Annotated in this window: 18 protein-coding genes; 11 read left to right on the top strand and 7 right to left on the bottom strand. The window is 72.2% G+C overall.

What is annotated here, in order from left to right:
• Position 1: 1 nt before the first annotated feature.
• The 6 genes from hpnH to glgA all read left to right on the top strand — a co-directional run bounded on the left by hpnH (position 2) and on the right by glgA (position 6,795).
• Positions 2 to 1,012, top strand: coding sequence for an adenosyl-hopene transferase HpnH (hpnH, locus tag Asera_RS11770; RefSeq protein ID WP_030449150.1), 1,011 nt, complete (start codon positions 2 to 4; stop codon positions 1,010 to 1,012).
• Between the two features lie 217 nt (positions 1,013 to 1,229).
• A complete protein-coding gene (locus tag Asera_RS11765) occupies positions 1,230 to 2,543 on the top strand; it encodes an ABC transporter substrate-binding protein (RefSeq protein WP_244843843.1) in 1,314 nt (437 codons plus the stop codon).
• The gene (locus Asera_RS11760) at positions 2,540 to 3,565 is read left to right on the top strand and encodes a carbohydrate ABC transporter permease (protein ID WP_244843842.1); all 1,026 of its coding nucleotides are present in this window, start codon (positions 2,540 to 2,542) and stop codon (positions 3,563 to 3,565) included. The genes Asera_RS11765 and Asera_RS11760 overlap by 4 nt, the downstream gene beginning before the upstream one ends.
• Positions 3,565 to 4,395, top strand: coding sequence for a carbohydrate ABC transporter permease (locus tag Asera_RS11755; protein WP_030449147.1), 831 nt, complete (start codon positions 3,565 to 3,567; stop codon positions 4,393 to 4,395). Before Asera_RS11760 ends, Asera_RS11755 begins: the two co-directional genes overlap by 1 nt.
• A 9-nt stretch (positions 4,396 to 4,404) precedes the next feature.
• The gene (locus Asera_RS11750) at positions 4,405 to 5,574 is read left to right on the top strand and encodes an ABC transporter ATP-binding protein (protein ID WP_030449146.1); all 1,170 of its coding nucleotides are present in this window, start codon (positions 4,405 to 4,407) and stop codon (positions 5,572 to 5,574) included.
• A 66-nt stretch (positions 5,575 to 5,640) separates the two neighbouring features.
• Positions 5,641 to 6,795 carry a glycogen synthase gene (gene glgA / locus Asera_RS11745; protein WP_030449145.1) on the top strand — a complete coding sequence of 385 codons (1,155 nt, stop codon included), beginning with the start codon at positions 5,641 to 5,643 and terminating at the stop codon, positions 6,793 to 6,795.
• Between the two features lie 85 nt (positions 6,796 to 6,880).
• Here the strand turns inward: glgA and Asera_RS11740 are convergent, their stop codons facing one another.
• On the bottom strand, positions 6,881 to 8,227 hold the full coding sequence (locus Asera_RS11740) for a flavin-dependent oxidoreductase (RefSeq protein ID WP_030449144.1): 1,347 nt from the start codon (positions 8,225 to 8,227) through the stop codon (positions 6,881 to 6,883).
• Positions 8,228 to 8,395: 168 nt separating this feature from the next.
• Between Asera_RS11740 and Asera_RS11735 the strand changes: the two genes are divergently transcribed.
• The gene (locus Asera_RS11735; RefSeq protein ID WP_030449143.1) at positions 8,396 to 9,355 is read left to right on the top strand and encodes a DNA-3-methyladenine glycosylase family protein; all 960 of its coding nucleotides are present in this window, start codon (positions 8,396 to 8,398) and stop codon (positions 9,353 to 9,355) included.
• Positions 9,356 to 9,456: 101 nt separating this feature from the next.
• Here Asera_RS11735 and Asera_RS11730 read toward each other — a convergent pair whose 3' ends face one another.
• Positions 9,457 to 9,924, bottom strand: coding sequence for a MarR family winged helix-turn-helix transcriptional regulator (locus Asera_RS11730; protein ID WP_051802912.1), 468 nt, complete (start codon positions 9,922 to 9,924; stop codon positions 9,457 to 9,459).
• Between the two features lie 97 nt (positions 9,925 to 10,021).
• Between Asera_RS11730 and Asera_RS11725 the strand changes: the two genes are divergently transcribed.
• Positions 10,022 to 10,411, top strand: a complete 390-nt coding sequence (locus Asera_RS11725; RefSeq protein WP_030449141.1) for a nuclear transport factor 2 family protein — start codon at positions 10,022 to 10,024, stop codon at positions 10,409 to 10,411.
• Between the two features lie 166 nt (positions 10,412 to 10,577).
• Here Asera_RS11725 and Asera_RS11720 read toward each other — a convergent pair whose 3' ends face one another.
• The 3 genes from Asera_RS11720 to Asera_RS11710 are packed head-to-tail and all read right to left on the bottom strand — an operon-like array spanning position 10,578 to position 13,045.
• A complete protein-coding gene (locus Asera_RS11720) occupies positions 10,578 to 11,243 on the bottom strand; it encodes a response regulator (RefSeq protein WP_030449140.1) in 666 nt (221 codons plus the stop codon).
• Positions 11,240 to 12,391 carry a sensor histidine kinase gene (locus Asera_RS11715; protein ID WP_157035132.1) on the bottom strand — a complete coding sequence of 384 codons (1,152 nt, stop codon included), beginning with the start codon at positions 12,389 to 12,391 and terminating at the stop codon, positions 11,240 to 11,242. Before Asera_RS11715 ends, Asera_RS11720 begins: the two co-directional genes overlap by 4 nt.
• Before the next feature lie 42 nt (positions 12,392 to 12,433).
• The gene (locus Asera_RS11710) at positions 12,434 to 13,045 is read right to left on the bottom strand and encodes a hypothetical protein (RefSeq protein ID WP_051802910.1); all 612 of its coding nucleotides are present in this window, start codon (positions 13,043 to 13,045) and stop codon (positions 12,434 to 12,436) included.
• A 217-nt stretch (positions 13,046 to 13,262) separates the two neighbouring features.
• Between Asera_RS11710 and Asera_RS11705 the strand changes: the two genes are divergently transcribed.
• Positions 13,263 to 14,402, top strand: a complete 1,140-nt coding sequence (locus Asera_RS11705) for an alpha/beta hydrolase (protein WP_051802909.1) — start codon at positions 13,263 to 13,265, stop codon at positions 14,400 to 14,402.
• A gap of 93 nt (positions 14,403 to 14,495) precedes the next feature.
• Here the strand turns inward: Asera_RS11705 and Asera_RS11700 are convergent, their stop codons facing one another.
• Positions 14,496 to 16,121, bottom strand: coding sequence for a leucyl aminopeptidase (locus tag Asera_RS11700; RefSeq protein WP_244843841.1), 1,626 nt, complete (start codon positions 16,119 to 16,121; stop codon positions 14,496 to 14,498).
• A 145-nt stretch (positions 16,122 to 16,266) separates the two neighbouring features.
• Positions 16,267 to 16,434 carry a DUF3117 domain-containing protein gene (locus Asera_RS11695; RefSeq protein WP_084132636.1) on the bottom strand — a complete coding sequence of 56 codons (168 nt, stop codon included), beginning with the start codon at positions 16,432 to 16,434 and terminating at the stop codon, positions 16,267 to 16,269.
• A gap of 199 nt (positions 16,435 to 16,633) precedes the next feature.
• On the opposite strand from Asera_RS11695, the gene Asera_RS11690 reads away from it, so the two are divergent.
• Both Asera_RS11690 and Asera_RS11685 read left to right on the top strand, forming a co-directional pair.
• Entirely contained in the window at positions 16,634 to 17,449 is an 816-nt protein-coding gene (locus Asera_RS11690) for a PaaX family transcriptional regulator (RefSeq protein WP_030449135.1), read from the top strand.
• 18 nt (positions 17,450 to 17,467) lie between these two features.
• On the top strand, positions 17,468 to 18,259 hold the full coding sequence (locus Asera_RS11685; RefSeq protein ID WP_030449134.1) for an enoyl-CoA hydratase-related protein: 792 nt from the start codon (positions 17,468 to 17,470) through the stop codon (positions 18,257 to 18,259).
• Positions 18,260 to 18,287 lie beyond the last annotated feature (28 nt).

Below are 18,287 nucleotides of genomic sequence, written 5' to 3'. Positions count from 1 at the left end.
CATGGGTGTACCGCTGCGGCAGGCGGTCAAGGTCGGTGCCTACGTGATGAAGAACAGGCTCGCCGGCCGGAAGAAGTTCCCGCTCGTCCTGGAGCTGGAACCGCTGTTCGCCTGCAACCTGGCGTGCGTGGGCTGCGGCAAGATCCAGGAACCGGCCGACGTGCTCAAGCGACGGATGCCGGTCGAGCAGGCGATCGCCGCGGTCGAGGAGTGCGGCACGCCGGCCGTCTCGATCGCGGGCGGCGAACCGCTGATGCATCCGCAGATCGACGTGATGGTCAACGAACTGGTCAAGCGCAAGAAGTTCGTGATCCTCTGCACCAACGCCGTACTGCTGCGCAAGCGGTTCGACAAGTTCGACTTCAAGCCCTCGCCCTACTTCCAGTTCGCGGTGCACATCGACGGGCTGCGCGAGCGGCACGACGAGTCGGTGAGCAAGGAAGGTGTGTTCGACGAGGCGATCGCGGCCATCAGGTTCCTGCAGGCCAAGGGTTTCCGGGTGACGACGAACTCGACGTTCTTCAACACCGACACGCCGCAGACCATCATCGACGTGCTGAACTTCCTCAACGACGAGGTCAAGGTCGACGACATGATGATCTCGCCGGCCTACGCGTACGAGAAGGCGCCCGACCAGGACCACTTCCTCGGCGTGACCGAGACCCGGGAGCTGTTCAAGAAGGCTTTCGCGAACGGCAACCGGAAGAAGTGGCGGCTGTCCCACTCCCCGCTGTTCCTGGACTTCCTGGAGGGCAAGCGGGACTTCGACTGCACCGCCTGGGGCATCCCGTCGTACTCGCTGAAGGGGTGGCAGCGGCCCTGCTACCTGATGGGCGACAGCTACGCCAAGAGCTACCGGGAGCTGGTCGAGACGACCGACTGGGACTCGTACGGCCGCGGCCGGGACGAGCGCTGCAACAACTGCATGGCGCACTGCGGGTACGAGCCGAGCGCGGTCCTGGCCACGACGAGCTCGCTGCGGGACGGGCTGCGCGCGCTGCGCGAGGTCTGACCGGTGACGGTACCGGTACAACCGGTACATCCGGTGCCGCCACCGCACAGCGGCGTCCGCCTATTGGGCGGAAACGGCAACGCCCTACCCGTGCCGGAATTAGATTACGTCTTGTCGCATCTCGGCGACGCTTGCGCGCTCGTACCGCGAGTGCGGCGAACGCAGAACGGGCCGGGCACGCGCTACCCGGCCCGGGATGCCGGAAGGAGAGCGAATCGTGCGGCCAGAAACCACCCGGCGGCTGCGCACAACTGTGGCGGTGGGAGCGGCGGCCATCATGGCCGGCACGCTGCTGTCCGCCTGTGGAGGATCGGAATCGACGGGCACCCCGGTCCTGAACATGTATGCGTACCCACAACAGCACCGGGCAGACATCGTCAAACGCTGCAACCAGCAGGCACACGGCAAATACCGGATCGATCTGAACCTGTTGCCCCGCACCGCCGACCAGCAGCGGGAGCAACTGGTGCGCCGCCTCGCCGCGGCCGACCACGGCATGGACATTCTCGGCATCGACGTCACCTGGACCGCCGAGCTGGCCAAGGCGGGATGGATCCGCCCGTGGACCGGTAGCAACCGGCAGCAGGTGGAGAACGGCACGCTTCCCGCGCCGCTGTCCACCGCCACCATCAACGGCACGCTGTACGGCGCGCCGAACAACACCAACGTCCAGCTGCTGTGGTATCGCTCCGACCTGATGCCCAAGCCACCGGCGACCTACCAGGGGCTGATCGACGAGGCGACCCGGCTGAAGAAGGCCGGCAAGCCGCACTACGTCGAGGTCACCGGCGCCCAGTACGAGGGCCTCGTGGTGTGGTTCAACAGCGTCCTCGCCGCCGCCGGCGGCTCGATCCTGAACAAGGCCGGTACCGAGGTGTCGCTGGGCAAGCCGGCGGTCACCGCGCTGTCCACCATGTCCAAGTTCGCCAACTCCGCCGCGGCCGACCCGTCGCTGTCCAACACCCAGGAGGACCCGGCGCGGCTCGCCGTCGAGGGCGGCACCGCGGTGGCCGAGATCAACTGGCCGTACGTGTACGCGTCGATGGCCGCCGACAAGCCCCAGATGCTGAAGAACTTCAAGTGGGCGCCGATCCCCGGCATCACGGGTACCGGCAAGGCCACCATCGGCGGCGAGAACCTCGCCGTGAGCAAGTACTCCGACCATCCGGACCTTGCCTTCAGCGCGGCGCTGTGCCTGCGCAACGCGGCGAACCAGAAGTACGGCGCGATTCTGGACGGGGTACCGCCGACCATCGAGTCCGTCTACCACGACACCAGGCCGCTGGACCCGAACAAGAAGACCAACGCGAAGACCAATCCGAGCATGGTGACCGCATATCCGATGCGGCAGGCGATTCTGGACGAGCTGCGTACGGCGGTGTCCCGGCCGGTGACCGCCACCTACCAGAACGTCTCGACGGTCACCTCGACGTTGCTGTCCCCGCCGAAGTCGATCCAGGCGGTGTCCACCGAGCGCGCGCTGCGATCGCAGATCAGTGACGCACTCCAGTCCAAGGGGGTTCTGCCGTGACCGACGACGGCGAGACGCGCCAACCCCGCGACGAGACGCGCGCCGAAGCCGACATCCCGGCGCCGGCCGCCGGTCCGGTCGCGGCCGCCACGGGTGCGGCGACCGCGACCGTACCGAACGGTGCGCGCCGGGCCGCGCTCAGCGAGGGCAGGCGCTCCGAACGGCGGCTCGGCTGGCTGCTGTGCCTGCCGGCCGCGGTGATCATGGTCGTGGTGACGATCTACCCGATCGTCTACGCGATCCTGCTGTCGTTGCAGCGTGCCGACCTGCGCTTCCCGAACGACAACAAGTGGGTCGGGCTGACCAACTACGTCACCGTGCTGACCAACTCGTTCTGGTGGCACGCGTTCGCGATCACCATGATCGTCACCGTCATCAGCGTCGCGGTCGAGCTGGTCCTCGGCATGGCGCTGGCGATGGTCATGCACCGGACGCTGCTCGGCCGCGGAGTGGTGCGCACCCTGGCCCTCATCCCGTACGGCATCGTCACGGTCGTCGCCGCCTACGGCTGGCGGTACGCGTGGACGCCCGGGTACGGCTACCTGGCGAACGTGCTGTCGGACAACTCGGCGCCGCTGACCCAGCAGGCACCGGCGGTGGGCATCATCATCCTCGCCGAGATCTGGAAGACCACGCCGTTCATGGCGCTGCTGCTGCTGGCCGGGCTGGCCATCGTGCCGGACGACCTGCAGCGCGCCGCGTCGATGGACGGCGCCTCCACCTGGCAGCGGTTCACCCAGGTGACGCTGCCGCTGATGAAGCCGGCGATCCTGGTCGCGCTGCTGTTCCGCACCCTGGACGCGGTGCGCATCTACGACAACATCTACGTGCTGACCAACGGCGCCCAGGGCACCAGTTCGCTGTCGATCCTGACCTACCACAACCTGATCGGCGGGCTGAACCTCGGCATCGGCTCCACCATGTCGATCCTGATGTTCATCACGGTCGCGATCATCGCGTTCATCTTCATCAAGGGGTTCGGCACGGCCGCGCCCGGCAGCGACAACGCGGGGAGGCGCTGATGGCCACCACCACCCGGCAGCGAACCGGCTGGAGCATCGCGAACGTCGTCGTGGCGATCTACGCGCTGATCCCGGTGTTGTGGCTGCTGTCGTTGTCGCTCAAGGACCCGAGCACGTTCACCGACGGGCACTTCATCCCGCGCAAGTGGACGTTCGACAACTACGTCAGCATCTTCCAGGTCGGCGGTTTCCTCCGGCCACTGGTCAACTCGATCGGCATCGGTCTCATCTCGACCCTCGTCGCCATCGTCTTCGGCACGTTCGCCGCGTACGCCATCGCCCGGCTGCAGTTCCCGGGCAAGCGGCTGATGCTCGGCGCCTCGCTGCTGATCGCGATGTTCCCGCAGGTGTCGCTGGTGACCCCGATGTTCCAGATCGAGCGGCAGATCGGCCTGTTCAACACCTGGCCGGGACTGATCCTGCCGTACATCACGTTCGCACTGCCGTTGACGATCTACACGTTGTCGGCGTTCCTGCGGGAGATCCCGTGGGAGTTGGAGAAGGCCGCGAAGATGGACGGTGCCACGCCGTTCCAGGCGTTCCGGCAGGTGATCGTGCCGCTGGCGATGCCGGGCGTGATCACCACCGCGATCCTCGCGTTCATCATGTGCTGGAACGACTTCGTCTTCGCGATCTCGCTGACCTCGTCGAACAGGGCCCGCACGGCGCCGGCGGCGATCTCGTTCTTCACCGGTGCCTCCCAGTTCGAGGACCCGGTGGGTTCGATCATGGCGGCCGCAGTGGTGATCACGATCCCGATCATCATCTTCGTACTGATCTTCCAGCGTCGGATCGTCTCCGGGCTCACGTCCGGTGCGGTGAAGGGATGAGTGGCAACAGTGGCTGAGATCGTCCTCGACAAGATAACCAAGCGCTTCCCGGACGGCACCGTCGCCGTCGACAACTTCAGCCTGGACGTGGCCGACCACGAGTTCATCATCCTCGTCGGCCCGTCCGGCTGCGGGAAGACCACCACGCTGAACATGATCGCCGGGCTGGAGGACATCTCCGACGGCGAGCTGCGCATCGACGGCAAGCGCGTCAACGAGGTGGCACCGCGGGACCGGGACATCGCCATGGTGTTCCAGTCGTACGCGCTCTACCCGCACATGACCGTACGGGAGAACATCGGCTTCCCGTTGAAGCTGGCCAAGGTGGACAAGGGCACCGCCAAGCAGCAGATCGAGGAGGCCGCGGCGATCCTCGACCTGGTGCCGTACCTGGACCGCAAGCCCGGCGCGCTGTCCGGCGGGCAGCGGCAGCGGGTCGCCATGGGCCGGGCGATCGTCCGCAGCCCCAAGGCGTTCCTGATGGACGAGCCACTGTCCAACCTGGACGCCAAGCTGCGGGTGCAGATGCGCACCTCGATCTCCCGGATCCAGAAGCGGCTCGGCACCACCACGGTGTACGTGACGCACGACCAGACCGAGGCGATGACGCTCGGCGACCGGATCGTGATCATGCGCGCCGGGCTGATCCAGCAGGTCGGCTCGCCACAGGAACTGTACGAGGATCCCGTCAACCTGTTCGTCGCCGGGTTCATCGGCTCGCCGTCGATGAACTTCGTGCCCGGCACCGTCGCCGACAACGCGATCGACACGGTACTCGGCCGGATCCCGCTCACCGACCGGATCCGTACCACGCTGGAAGGGCACGACGTTCCGCGCGAGGTGATCGTCGGCATCCGGCCGGAGGCGTTCGAGGACGCCGCGCTGGTCGACGGCAGCCGCGGAGCCGGCGTCACGTTCACCGCGCCGGTGGACATCCTGGAGTCGATGGGGTCGGTCAAGTACGCGTACTTCTCGCTGGAGAACGCGCACGTGGACTCCGAGCACCTGGCCGAGATCGAGCGCGACAGCGGTACCGAGGAGATCGGCGAGGCGCAGCTCGTCACCGAGCTGGACGCCCGGTCCCGGGTCCGGGAGGGCCAGAACCTGGAGGTCTGGTTCGACCCGGACTCGATCGACGTGTTCGAGCCGCACTCCGGCGCCAACCTCACCATCAGGTAGCAACCCGCACCCCGGCCGGGGCCGTGGCGACCCGCCGCGGCCCCGGCCGTCGCATAGGCTGGCGGCATGCGGGTGGCGATGCTGACCAACGAGTACCCACCGGAGATCTACGGCGGCGCCGGCGTGCACGTCGACTTCCTGGTGCGTGAGCTGCGCCGGCTGGTCGAGGTGGACGTGCACTGCTTCGGCGCGGACCGCCCGGACGCCGCCGGGTACCGTCCGGACGACGCGCTCGGCGCCGCGAACGCCGCGCTGCGCACCCTGTCCACCGACCTGCGGATGACCGCCGGCGTCGAACCGTCGGTCGACCTGGTGCACTCGCACACCTGGTACGCGAACCTCGCCGGGCACCTGGCGAAGCTGCTGTACGACCGGCCGCACGTGGTCACCGCGCACTCGCTGGAACCGCTGCGGCCGTGGAAGGCCGAGCAGCTCGGCGGCGGGTACGCGCTGTCGTCGTGGGCGGAGCGCACCGCCTACCTGGCCGCCGACGCGGTCGTCGCGGTGTCCGCCGGGATGCGCGACGACGTGCTCGCGAGCTACCCGCAGATCGACCCGGACCGGGTACAGGTCATCCACAACGGCATCGACACCGAGCTGTACCAGCCGCGCCCGGACGAGGCGTTGCTGCGCCGCCACGGCATCGACCCGGACCGCCCGTACGTGCTGTACGTCGGGCGGATCACCCGACAGAAGGGGCTGCCGCACCTGCTCGGCGCCGCCGTCGACCTCGACCCGTCCGCCCAGCTGGTCCTCGCCGCGGCCGCGCCGGACACCGACGAGATCGCCGCCGAGGTCGCCACCGCGGTCGAGGAACTCGACGCGCACCGCGGCGGTACGGTCTGGCTCGACACCATGCTGTCCCGCGCCGAGGTCATCACGCTGCTCAGCCACGCCACCGTGTTCTGCTGCCCCTCGGTGTACGAGCCGCTCGGCATCGTGAACCTGGAGGCGATGGCGTGCGAGACCGCCGTCGTCGCGTCCGACGTCGGCGGCATCCCGGAGGTCGTCGACGACGGCGAGACCGGGCTGCTGGTGCACTACGACGCGGCCGACCCGGACGGCTTCGAGGCCCGCCTCGCCATCGCACTCAACACGCTGCTCACCGACCCGGACCGGGCCGCCGCGCTGGGCCGCGCCGGCCGGGAACGCGCGGTCGCCGAGTTCGGCTGGGACGCCATCGCCGCCCGCACCGTCGAGCTCTACCGCAGCCTGCTCTGACCGGCGGTCGCGGCCGGAGTCGACGGGCGCCTACCGAGTGGCGCCCGGAACCGACGGGGCGCACCGCCGCGGGTGGCGGTCGGGGTCAGACCGACCAGGAGCGGCGGGCGTTGAGGGCCGGCACGTCCATGCTGGTGGTCTGCTGGTAGGCCGCGCCGATCGCGGCCAGCTCCGCCGCGGACAGCACGTCCTCGACCCGGGCGAAGCCGTCCGGCGCGCGCTCGGCGACCAGTCGCAGCACCCGCTCCGGCCCCATCGCCCGGTTCGCCCGCTGCACCGCGACCGCCTCGTCCCGCCGGTCGGCCTCGTACCGGGCCAGCGCCTCGGTCGCACTCGGCGCCGTCGCGAGGTGGTACGCCACGGCGCGACCGTCCAGGATCGCCTGCGAGCCGCCGTTCGACCCGATCGGGTACATCGGATGCGCGGCGTCGCCGAGCAGCGTCACCCGGCCGCGGCCCCACCACGGCAACGGGTCCCGGTCGACCATCGGGTACGCCAGGATCCGGTCGGCGCCGCGGATCAGCGCCGGCACGTCGAGGAAGTCGTAGCGCCAGTCGGCGAAGTGCGGCAGCACGTCGTCGAGCGAGCCGGCGGCGGTCCAGTCCGCCACCATCCCCCGCTCCGTGGCCGGCAACCGCACCTCCCCGACCCAGTTGACGGTGACCAGCCCGTCGGTGACCGGCGAAACCGGGTACGCGACGAACTTCGACCGGGTGTTGCAGCCCGCCACCAGCATCGACCGGCCGGTCAGGAACGGCTCGGCCCGCGCGGTGCCGCGAAACATCAGGATGTCGTTGCCCAGCGGCTCACCCTCGCCCGGATGCAGTCGCTCGCGCACCGTCGAGTGCAGCCCGTCCGCCCCGAGCAGCGCGGCCGGCGTCAGCTCCCGGCGCTCGCCGGACGCGCGGTCCTGCACCGTCACCCGCAGCGCCGACCGATCCCCCCGCGTCCTGTCGGCGCGCTCCACGCCCTCGACCCGCTCGATGTTCTCGACGCGCTCGACGTTCTCGGCTGCCCCGTCGGTGAAGTCGACGACCGCGGTCCCGGGCCGGACGGCATCGGCGCCGAGCCGGGCGGTGACCGCAGCCAGCAGCAGCATCTGCAGCTGACCGCGATGCACCGCGTACTGCGGCCAGCGGTAGCCCGCCGCCGTACCACGCGGCTCGCTCCAGATCCGGTTACCGTGCCGGTCGACGTGCACGCACTCCTCGATCGGCATGCCGATCCCGGCCAGTTCACCGGCCAGCCCCAGCTCGGTGAGCTCCCGGACCGCGTGCGGTTGCAGGTTGATGCCGACCCCGAGCGGGGTGAACCGGCGGACCGGGTCGAACACCCGCGCCGGCCGGCCCGCGGTGGCCAGGCTCAGCGCGGCGGTCAACCCGGCGATGCCGGCACCGGCGACGAGCACGTCCGGTTCGCTGCTGGTCGACATGCGCACTCCCGGCGTCGATCGGCTGTCGTGCTCCCTTATACCCGATCCGTACCTGGTTTCTGATTCCGCCCGGGCGAGCCGGCGGGGGCCGGCAGGAAAGTTCGGTTCCTCGCGGCCGGGGCGTTCGCCGGCCGGGAAAGTGTCGTACCTGTGTTCGATGCTGGAACCATGTCGAGCAGCCTTCAGCACACCACCAAGCTTCCGGCCGTGCCGCCGTTCGATCTGCGGCAGAGCCTGCGGGCGCTGTCGGGTTTCGCCCCGTGCGCCGGCGAGCAGGTGATCGCCGACGGCGCCGTCCGCAAGGCGTTCGCGCTGCCCTCCGCGGCCGGCCCGGCCGCGGAGGCGATCGTGGTGGAGGTGGGGCCGCGCGGCGACGGCCGGGCCGGCGTGTCGCTCGCCGTGTTCGGCGGCCGGCCGCTCGCCGACGACGAGCTGCGCTGGGCCGAGCGACGGGTGTCCGACTGGCTCGGCCTGGCCGACGACATGACCGGATTCCTCGCCGTGGCCGCCGACGACCCGGCGCTGCGGCCGGTGCTCACCGAGGTGGCCGGGCTGCACCAGGTCCGGTTCGCCTCGCTGGCCGAGGGCGCGTGCTACTTCGTGCTCACCCAGCGCACCGCGCAGCGGGTCGCCGGGCTGCGCAAGCGCCGGCTCGCTGCGGCACACGGGCCGTCGCTGACGGTGGACGGGCAGCGGTTCGTGGCGTTCCCGGCGTTCGCCACGCTGACCGGTCTCGGCCCGGACCAGCTGGCACGGTTCACCGGCAACGCCAGGCAGACCGACTACCTGCTCGCCGCGATCCACGCGCTCGCCGGCGCCGACGAGCAGTGGCTCGCCACCGCGCCGTACGAGCAGGTGCGGGCCGAGCTGCGGCGCATCCGCGGCGTCGGCGAGTTCACCGCGGCGGCAATCATGCTGCGGGTGCTCGGCCGGCCCGACCGGTTGCCGATCGCGATGCCGCAGTTCGCCGACGTGGCCGCCCGGCTCTACGGCGCGGACACCTCGATCGACGCGGTCGCCGAGCGCTACGGCCGCTACCTCGGCTGGTGGGCGTACTACGCGAAGACCGCGCTGGCCGGCCTCGGCGTCCCCACCACCCACGCCACCCGCCCGCACCGGGCCGCCTGACGCCGCCCGAGCCGGTCGCGCCGGTTACGGCTCGCCGGCCGACGAGATGCCGTTACGCCGGTCACGGCCTCGCCCTGCCCGCCTTGCCACTCGCCTCGCGGTCAGTGGGCGGCGGTGGGGTTCGGGAAGGCGTCGGTCGCATCGGTCGCGACGTTGCCGGCGAGGGTGCCGAGCGTGCGGGTGAGCGCGTCGAGGTCCCCGTCGTCGAGACCGGTGCGCAGCTGCCGGTCGAACTCGGTGGCGGCCTGCCGCAGCCGGTGGAACAGCCGCTCGCCCTCGTCGGTCATCGTCACCTGGTGCACCCGGCGGTTGGCCGGGTCGCGCCGACGCAGCAGCAGGCCGGCCGACTCCATCGCGTTCAGGTGGTGGGTCAGCGTCGCACCCTGGATGCCGATCGCTGCGGCGAGTTCGCGCTGGTTGGCGTGTACCCGGGTCTTCAGCGAGATGAGGATCAACCAGCTGGGCAGGCTGCCGCCGGCGGCGGCGAGCGCGTCGTCGAAGGCGCGGCTCACGATCTTGGCCGAACGGGCCAGGGCCAGGCCGATCGGCATCCGGGCAGGCGGTCCCATGGCGAGAGCGTAACCCAGGTTCGAGGGAAATGCTTGACGGCTAATCGTTAGAAGTCTAACGTTTAGCCCATCGAACCCGACCCGAGAGGCGGACACCATGTCCATCACCGACATCACCGAACTCGGCCGGCGCTGGGCCGCGGCAGAGGTGCAGGGCGACACCGACACCCTCGACGAGCTGGCCGTCGACGACTTCACCCTGGTCGGCCCGCTGGGCTTCCTGCTCGACAAGAAGCAGTGGCTCGACCGGTACCGGTCCGGCCAGTTCGTCACCACCGAACTGGACTGGCACGACGTCACCGTCCGCGACTACGGCGACAGCGCCGTCGCGATCGGCATCCAGGACCAGCGCGCCGCGTACCAGGGGCGGCCCAGCGACGGGAAGTTCCGGGTCACCCAGATCCTGGTCCGCCCCGATGGCCGATGGCGCCTCGCCGGCATCCACCTGAGCCCGATCGCTCCCCCGCCCGGCGCTCCCGGCGCCTGACCTCCGCCGGTCAAAGGGATCGTGACCACGTCCCCACCGGTCCAGGGGTCGTGACCACCCCCTGCCGAAGGGGACTCGGTACGGCGTGACGCCGCCGCCACGCCCACCCGGGTCCGTGACCGACGCGCCGGGGCGGCACGGGTCCACGATCAACCCGCGCGATCGGTCAGCGGTCGGGCAGGACGACGGCGTGCTGGTAGGCGTACCGGACCGCTTGGGCGCGGTCCCGCAACCGCGCCTTGGTGAACAGGTTGTTGATGTGCGTCTTGACGGTCGCCTCGCTGACGAACAGCTCGGCGGCGATCTCCCGGTTGGTCAGCCCGGCGGCGATCAACGCGAGCACCTCGCCCTCGCGGGGAGTCAGCCCGTCGGGCAGCGCCGGCCCGGCCGGTACCGGCGGTGTCGCCGCGGTGGTCGCCGCCACCAGCCGCCGCTGCACGTCGGCGTCCAGTACGCCCTGGCCGGCTGCCGCGGCGTGCACCGCGCGGGCGATCTCGTCCCGACCGGCCTCCTTGGTCAGGTAGCCGATGGCGCCGGCGCGCAGCCCGGCGAGAATGCTCTGGTCGTCGGCGAACGTGGTGAGCACGACCACCCGGGTGTCCGGGTGGTCGGCCGCGATCTGCCGGGTGGCGGTGACCCCGTCCATCCCGGGCATGTGCAGGTCCATCAGGACGACGTCGGGAGCGTGCGCGGCGACCGCGGCCACCGCCTCGGCGCCACCGGCCGCGGTGGCCACCACGGTCACGTCGGGCAGCAGGTCGAGCATGGTGGCGAGCCCTTCCCGTACCGCGGTCTGATCGTCGGCGACCACGATGCGCACCGGTTCGGTCATACCGGAATCCTCGCCGCCACCTGCCAGCCGCCGTCGCGCGGCCCCGCCTCCAGGGTGCCGCCGAGCGGTTCGAGCCGCTCCCGCATGCCGATCAGCCCGTACCCGCTGCCGGCGGCGGCCGGCGACGCCGGCGACCCGGCGGGGGGCGGGTCGTTCCGGATCGTCAGCTCGACCCGGTCGGCGCCGTACGCGAGGACCATCCGTACCGGTGCCCCGGCGGCGTGCCTCGCCGCGTTCGTCAACGCCTCCTGGGCGATCCGGTACAGCGCGAAGCCCGCCTCCTCCGGCACCTCGCGTACCGTCCCGTCGACCCGCAGCCGTTCGTCCCGGCCGTTCTCGCCGGCCGCCGCCTCGGCCGGCGCAGTGGCGGCGAGCAACGCGGACAGCGACTCGGGCAGCGGCGCGCTGGCCCCCTCCCGCAGCGCCAGCACCGCCTGCTTGGTCTCGGCCAGCCCCTCCCGGGCCAGCCGGCGCGAGGTACGCACCACCTCCCGCGCCTTCTCCTCCCGGCCGGCGCCGAGCAGCGCGTCCGCCGCCTCCAGCTGGACCGCGAGCGCCGCCAGCGAGTGCGCCAGCACGTCGTGGATCTCGCGGGCGATCCGGCTGCGTTCGGCCAGCGTGGCCGACCGCGCCTCCGCGGCGTGCGCCCGCTGCTTCTGTTCCAGCAGCTCGGCCGACTGCCGGACGCGCTCCTGGCGAGCGTGGTCGAGCAGCCCGCCCAGGTACGAGCCGGCAAGCCCACCGAGCAGCCACCAGCCGGGCCACTGGTGCCAGACCAGCCACGTACCGCCGACGTAGCAGACCACGATGCCGACCACGACCGCCGCGGAGGCGTCGATCCGCCACCGGATCGCCGCCACCGAGACCGGCAGGAAGAGGAAGAGTCCGCCGATCGTTTCCGGGGTGAGGATGCCGAGCGCCACCGTCAGCGCCGCGGTCACCAGCAGGATCACCGGCACGTACCGGCCGCCGCCCCGGCGCATCGGCCACAGCAGCAGCATCCCGACGACCGACAACCCGAGCAGGATCACCGCCGGTACGCTCCGGTGCGGCGCCCAGTGCCGGGTCTCGATCACGAGCACACCGGCGGCCAGGAACACCAGCACGGCGACCCGGATCGCCCGCCGTACGAGGACGTCCCAGGTCATCGGGCCGTCCTCGGGCCGCCCCCACCACATGGGCTGCACGTCTCACCTCCGCCGGCGAGTGCCACCCACCGGCCGGTCGTCGCCTCGTACTCCGTCGAGTATCCCCAGCAGCGCCGATCCGCCCGGCCCGGACGCCTGCATCGGTACCCCGGTGGCCAGCGCCCGCGGCGTGAGCACCAGCGACTCGCCGAGGAAGCCGAGCCCCGAGGTGATCAGCAGGGTACCGATGAGCGCGGCGCTGACGTGCGGCCTGCCGCCGGACGCGAGCGACGACAGGCTGGCCGCCGCGGTCGTGACGCCGAGCGCGGCGAGCAGGGCCCGGATCCCGAACCGGGCGACGAACGCGCCGAGCCACACCAGGAACGTGCGCAGGCGGTACCGCTGCCACAGCACGCCGCGCCGCTCGAAGAGCTGCACCGTCCCGCCGCGGGCCGCGCCCAGGCCGAGCGACACCGCACCGGTCAGCGCCAGCGACAGCCACTCGCCCGCCGGCAGCCCGCCGTGCGTGGCGATCTGGTACCCACCCATCGCCAGTTCGATCAGCGGCGCGAGCAGCAGCCGGCGCGCCTTCAGCGGCTCGCCGTACACCCGCCGCACGATCATCAACGCGACCACCACCAGCACCACACCGATGGCCAGGACGGTCTTCTCCATCGCCTACCCCTTTCCCCGCCCACCGAAGGTAGGGATCGGGCGGCGGGGACGGATCGGCGCGCGGGTGGAGAGCCGGGTGGAGAACGCGGGACCACCGACCAAAGTCGAGGCGGGTACCGACCGGGGTCCGAGCCGGCGCCGCCATCGGGCCGATGCGCCCGCAACCGCGTACCCGCGAGGCTTGCGGCACCCCCGACGTCCGCGGAACGAGGACCAGATGCCGCCCGGATTCATCACCACGATGGTGCTGTTCGTACTGCTGGTCGCGCTCGCGTGGCGGCCACCGCGGCCGCGCCGGTCCACCCCGTGGTCGACGGTCGCGATGATGACGTACCTGCTCAACGAGCAACCGTTCGCCGCGCTGGTCGTCCTGACCGCTGCCGCCCTGCCGTTCCTCGCCGGCGGTACCGCCGGGGCGCCGCTCTGGTGGCTCGGTCTCACCCTGACCGCGGTCCCGGCAGCCGGGATGGTGGCGCTCGCGGTCCGGACCCGTACCGCCCGGCCGGTGCTCGCCGCCGCGCTGGACGCCGCGTTCGGCGCCCCCAGCCGGCACCGGCACACCCGGATGTCGTGGCCGAGGCTGCTCGTCCCGTTCGTCTCCTACCGCCCGGGAGTGCGGTGGCTCCGCAACCTCCGGTACGGCGCCGCACCCGGCCGCGGCCAGCTGCTCGACGTGTACCTCGCCCGGCGGCGCCCGGCGAACGCCCCGGTACTGGTATACCTGCACGGCGGCGGCTTCGCGGTCGGCGACAAGCTGCTCGGCGGCCGGCCCCTGCTGTATCGGCTGGCGAGCCGCGGCTGGGTCTGCGTCAGCGCCAACTACCGGCTACGGCACGTCGACTACGCCGACCGGCTCGGCGATGTCGAGCGGGTCCTCGCCTGGGTCCGCGAGCACGCCGCCGAGTACGGCGCGGATCCGTCGACGGTCGTCCTGGCCGGCGGTTCGGCCGGCGCGCACCTGGCCATGATGACCGCGCTCACCGGTGGGCGGCCATCGTCCGGTTCCGGCTCGGCCGGTACCTCGGTCGCGGCCGTGATCGGCCTCTACGGGTACTACGGGAGGGCCGGCACCCTGGGCTCGGCCGCCGCGGCGCCGGCCGGGTGGCTGCGGCCGGACGCGCCGCCGGCCCTGCTGGTGCACGGCACCCTGGACACGATGGTGCTGGTCGAGGACGCGCGCGCCTTCGCCGCCGAGCTGCGCCGGGTCTCCACCCGGCCGGTCGCCTACGCCGAGCTGCCGGGCACCCAGCACAACTTCGACTTCTTCTCGTCGCTGCGGTTCCACGCGGTGCTCGACGCCGTCGAGGACTTCCTCGACCGGGCCCTGCCCGGCCGCTCCCCCGCCGAGCCAGCCTGAACCGCCACCACCGTCAGGGTGGCGTGGGCAGGGCCGGCGGGCCGTGCGACGCACGCCGATGATCCCCGGCCTCGGGGCCGGGGATCATCGCTGTCACTGGGTGGCGAGGTAGCGCAGCAGGGTGCGGACGCCCCAGCCGGTGGCGCCCTTCGGCAGTTCGCCGGCGGCGCTGGCGGACCAGGCCGGTGCGGACATGTCCACGTGCGCCCAGCACGGGTGGCCGGCGGTGAACTCGCGCAGGAACAGGGCGCCCATCACCGACCCGGCCTCGCCCTGTACCGGGGCGTTGTTCAGGTCGGCGACCGTGGAGCTGTGCACCTTCTCGACGTAGTCGGCGGGCAGCGGCATCCGCCACATCGGCTCGCCGGCGTCGTCGCCGGCCGCGGCGAGCGCGGCGGCCAGCTCGTCGTCGGTCGCGTACAGCGCGGCGGTCTTCTTGCCCAGCGCGACGCGCTGCGCCCCGGTCAGGGTGGCCAGGTCGACGAGGACGTCGGGGGCGAGCCGGCGCACCGCGTACGCGAGGGCATCGGCCACCACGATCCGACCCTCCGCGTCGGTGTTCTGGATCTCCGTCGTGATCCCGCCGTAGTGCCGCACCACGTCGCCCGGCCGGTACGCCGCACCGCTGACGACGTTGTCGGCCAACGGAAGCAGCGCCGTGACGCGTACCGGCAGTCGCATCGCGGCGGCACCGATCGTCGCCGCGGCGACCGCGCCGGCACCGCCCATGTCCTTGCGCATCAGCTCCATCGCGCCGATCGGCTTGATGTCGATGCCACCCGTGTCGTACGTGATGCCCTTGCCGACGAGCACCACGTGCCGCTGCGCACCGCGTGGCCGCCAGCGCAGCTCCACCAGCCGCGGCGGGCGCGGCGAGCCCTCGCCGACCGCGACCACCCCGCCGAACCCCTCGGCGGCGAGCGCGGCGGCGTCCCGGATGCGTACCTGCACCTGGTGCTTCTCGGCGGCGCGGGCGATCCGGCCGGCGAACCACTCCGGCGACTTGTCGTTGCTGGGCGTGTTGACCCAGTCCCGGGCCAGCGCGGTCGCCTCGGCGACCGCCTGCGCGTGCGCCAGTGCCGGGCCGTACCGGGCGGCGTCGGCGGCGATGGTGACCCGGTTCAGCGCCGGTGCACCGCTGTCGTCCGCGGCGAGGCTGAACCGGTACCCGGCGAGCAGGATCCCCTCGGCCAGCCCGGCGAGCTGCGCGTCGGTCAGCCCGTCCGGTACCGCGACGGTCAGCGCCGGCTGCTTCGCGGCGGCGCGCACCACGGCGGCACCCGCCGCCCGCCAGTCGGCCTCGGTGCCGTCGCCGACACCGACGGCGATCAGCCGCTGCGGCCGCTCGCCGGGGCGCGGCAGCACCTCGATGCTGCCGGCGGCTCCGGAGTGCTCGACGTCGGCCAGGTAGGCGGCGAGCACGCTCTCGGTGCCAGCCGGTAGCGGCACCGTTGCCAGCACCGCGGCCGCCGCACCGCCGGCGGAGCCGGCCTTGCCAGCCGAACCGGCGGAGCCGGCCTTGCCAGCCGAACCGGCGGAGCCGGCCTTGCCAGCCGAACCGGCGGAGCCGGCCTTGCCAGCCGAACCGGCGGAGCCGGCCTTGCCAGCCGAGCCGGGCCCAGCGGCAGAGTCGTCGGTGTCGTCGCCGGTGGGCGCGACCGGCACGGCCAGTACCGCGGGCCGGGTTCCGGTGCCGAGTCGCAGGGTCAAGGAAGCCACACGCAGCTCCATCCGTCCCGGAAGCGGGACAGCGAGATCGGACAGCAGGTCGGGACGACCAGGTCAGGACACCGGCCCGGCACCGAAGGATCGGTACCGGGCCGGTATGGATCGGTGGGGTGCCGCACGGCCCCCCGCAAACGGATCAGCCCGCGACGTTCTTCAGCGCCTCGCCGAGCTCGCCGGCTTCCTCCGGGGTCATCTCGACGACCAGCCGGCCACCGCCTTCGAGCGGAACCCGCATGACGATGCCGCGGCCCTCCTTGGTGACCTCCAGCGGACCGTCGCCCGTCCGCGGCTTCATGGCCGCCATGTTGTCTCCCCTCGACTCGACACCGCGGGTTTTCCCGCGGCCGATACCTTCCGCGCGTCGCGGCCGAGCCGGCCCGCCGGCCAGCGACGCACTTCCACGACGATGATTTTCCCTGATAAGCGGGCCGGGACCCAAACCGGCCCCGGGGATATGTGACAGTTGTTGGCATCTTCGGTATCGAACTGTCACACTCGCGAGCGTGCAGGCCCGCTCCGCGCTGTTCGATCTCTATGGAGATCACCTTCGGCCGCGCGGCGGTGAGGCACCGGTCGCGGCCCTCGTCCGGCTGCTCGCGCCGCTGTCCATCGCCGCGCCGGCGGTGCGCACCGCCATCTCCCGGATGGTCCGGCAGGGCTGGCTGGCCCCCGTACGGCTGCCGGCCGGGCCGGGCTACGCGCTCACCGGTCGGGGGATGCGCCGGCTCGACGAGGCCGCCGCGCGCATCTACCGGACCACCCGGCGCGACTGGGACGGCCGGTTCGATCTGCTGGTACTGACCGGGTCGGCCACCCGCGCGCAGCGCAGCCGGCTCGCCGACACCCTTGGCTATCTCGGCTTCGGCGCGCTGTCCCCGAGCACCTGGGCGGCGCCCCGCCGCGGCACGGTACGGGCGCGGGACGCCGAGGTGGCCGCGTTGCTGGACGAGGTCGGCGTCGCCGCGGCACGGTTCGTCGCCCGGCACGACGGCGACACCGCGGGCGCCAGCGACCTGGTCCGCCGCGCCTGGGACCTGCCCGCGCTCGCCACCGCGTACCGGGAGTTCGTCACCGAGTACACGCCGGTGGTCGCCGGGCTGCCGGCCACGGTGACCGACGAGCAGGCGTACGCGGCGCGGTTCCGGCTGGTGCACGCCTGGCGGACGTTCCTGTTCTCCGACCCGCAGCTGCCGGCCGAGCTGCTGCCGCCCGACTGGCCCGGCGCCGCCGCGGCCGCCTTCTTCGACCGGTACGCGGGGCGGCTGCGCGCCGCCGCCGACCGGTACGTGGACTCCTGCCTGCCCACCACCCACCGCTGAGGAATCCGAAGGGTTGCCATGACCGAGGTACTGCTGGTCGACCGCGCCGACACCGGCGTCGTCACGCTCACCTTCAACCGCCCCGAGTCGCTGAACTCGCTGTCGGTCGAGCTGAAGGAGGCGCTGCGGGACGCGCTGCGCGACGCGGCGGCCGACGACGACTGCCGGGCGCTGCTGCTCGCCGGTGCCGGCCGCGGCTTCTGCGTCGGCCAGGACCTGCGCGAACACATCGAGACGCTGGGCGCCGGCAGCGACCCGATGCGCACCGTGCACGAGCACTACACGCCGATCGCGGAGCTGCTCGGCGGGATGCCCAAGCCGGTCGTCGCCGCGGTACGGGGGCCGGCCGCCGGTGCGGGCGCGGCGCTGGCGTTCCTGGCCGACTTCCGCATCGGCGGCCCCGGTACGTCGTTCTCGATGAGCTTCGCCGGAGTGGGCCTCGCCGGCGACACCGGCATCTCCTGGACGCTGCCCCGGCTCGTCGGCTACGCCAAGGCCACCGAACTGACCCTGCTCGGTACCAAGGTGGACGCGGCCACCGCCGACCGGCTCGGCCTGTTCACCGAGCTGGTCGCCACCGACGACGAGGTGTTGCCCGCGGCCACCGCGCTCGCCACCCGGCTCGCCGCCGGCCCGACCGTGGCGTACGGCCAGCTCAAGCGCGAGCTCGCGACCGGCGCCTCGGGCAGCCTGCGGGATGCGCTGGCGGTCGAGGCGGACGCGCAGTCGATCTGCGGCGCGACCAGCGACCACCGGGCCGCCACCGAGGCGTTCGTCGCCAAGCGCCGCCCCGCCTTCCACGGCCGCTGACCCTCCCGGTCGTTGCCCTCCCGGTCGT

Source organism: Actinocatenispora sera, from assembly GCF_018324685.1.
Taxonomy (GTDB): domain Bacteria; phylum Actinomycetota; class Actinomycetes; order Mycobacteriales; family Micromonosporaceae; genus Actinocatenispora; species Actinocatenispora sera.
Note: the sequence above shows the minus strand (reverse complement) of the source record. Positions and strands in the feature narration are given on the sequence as shown.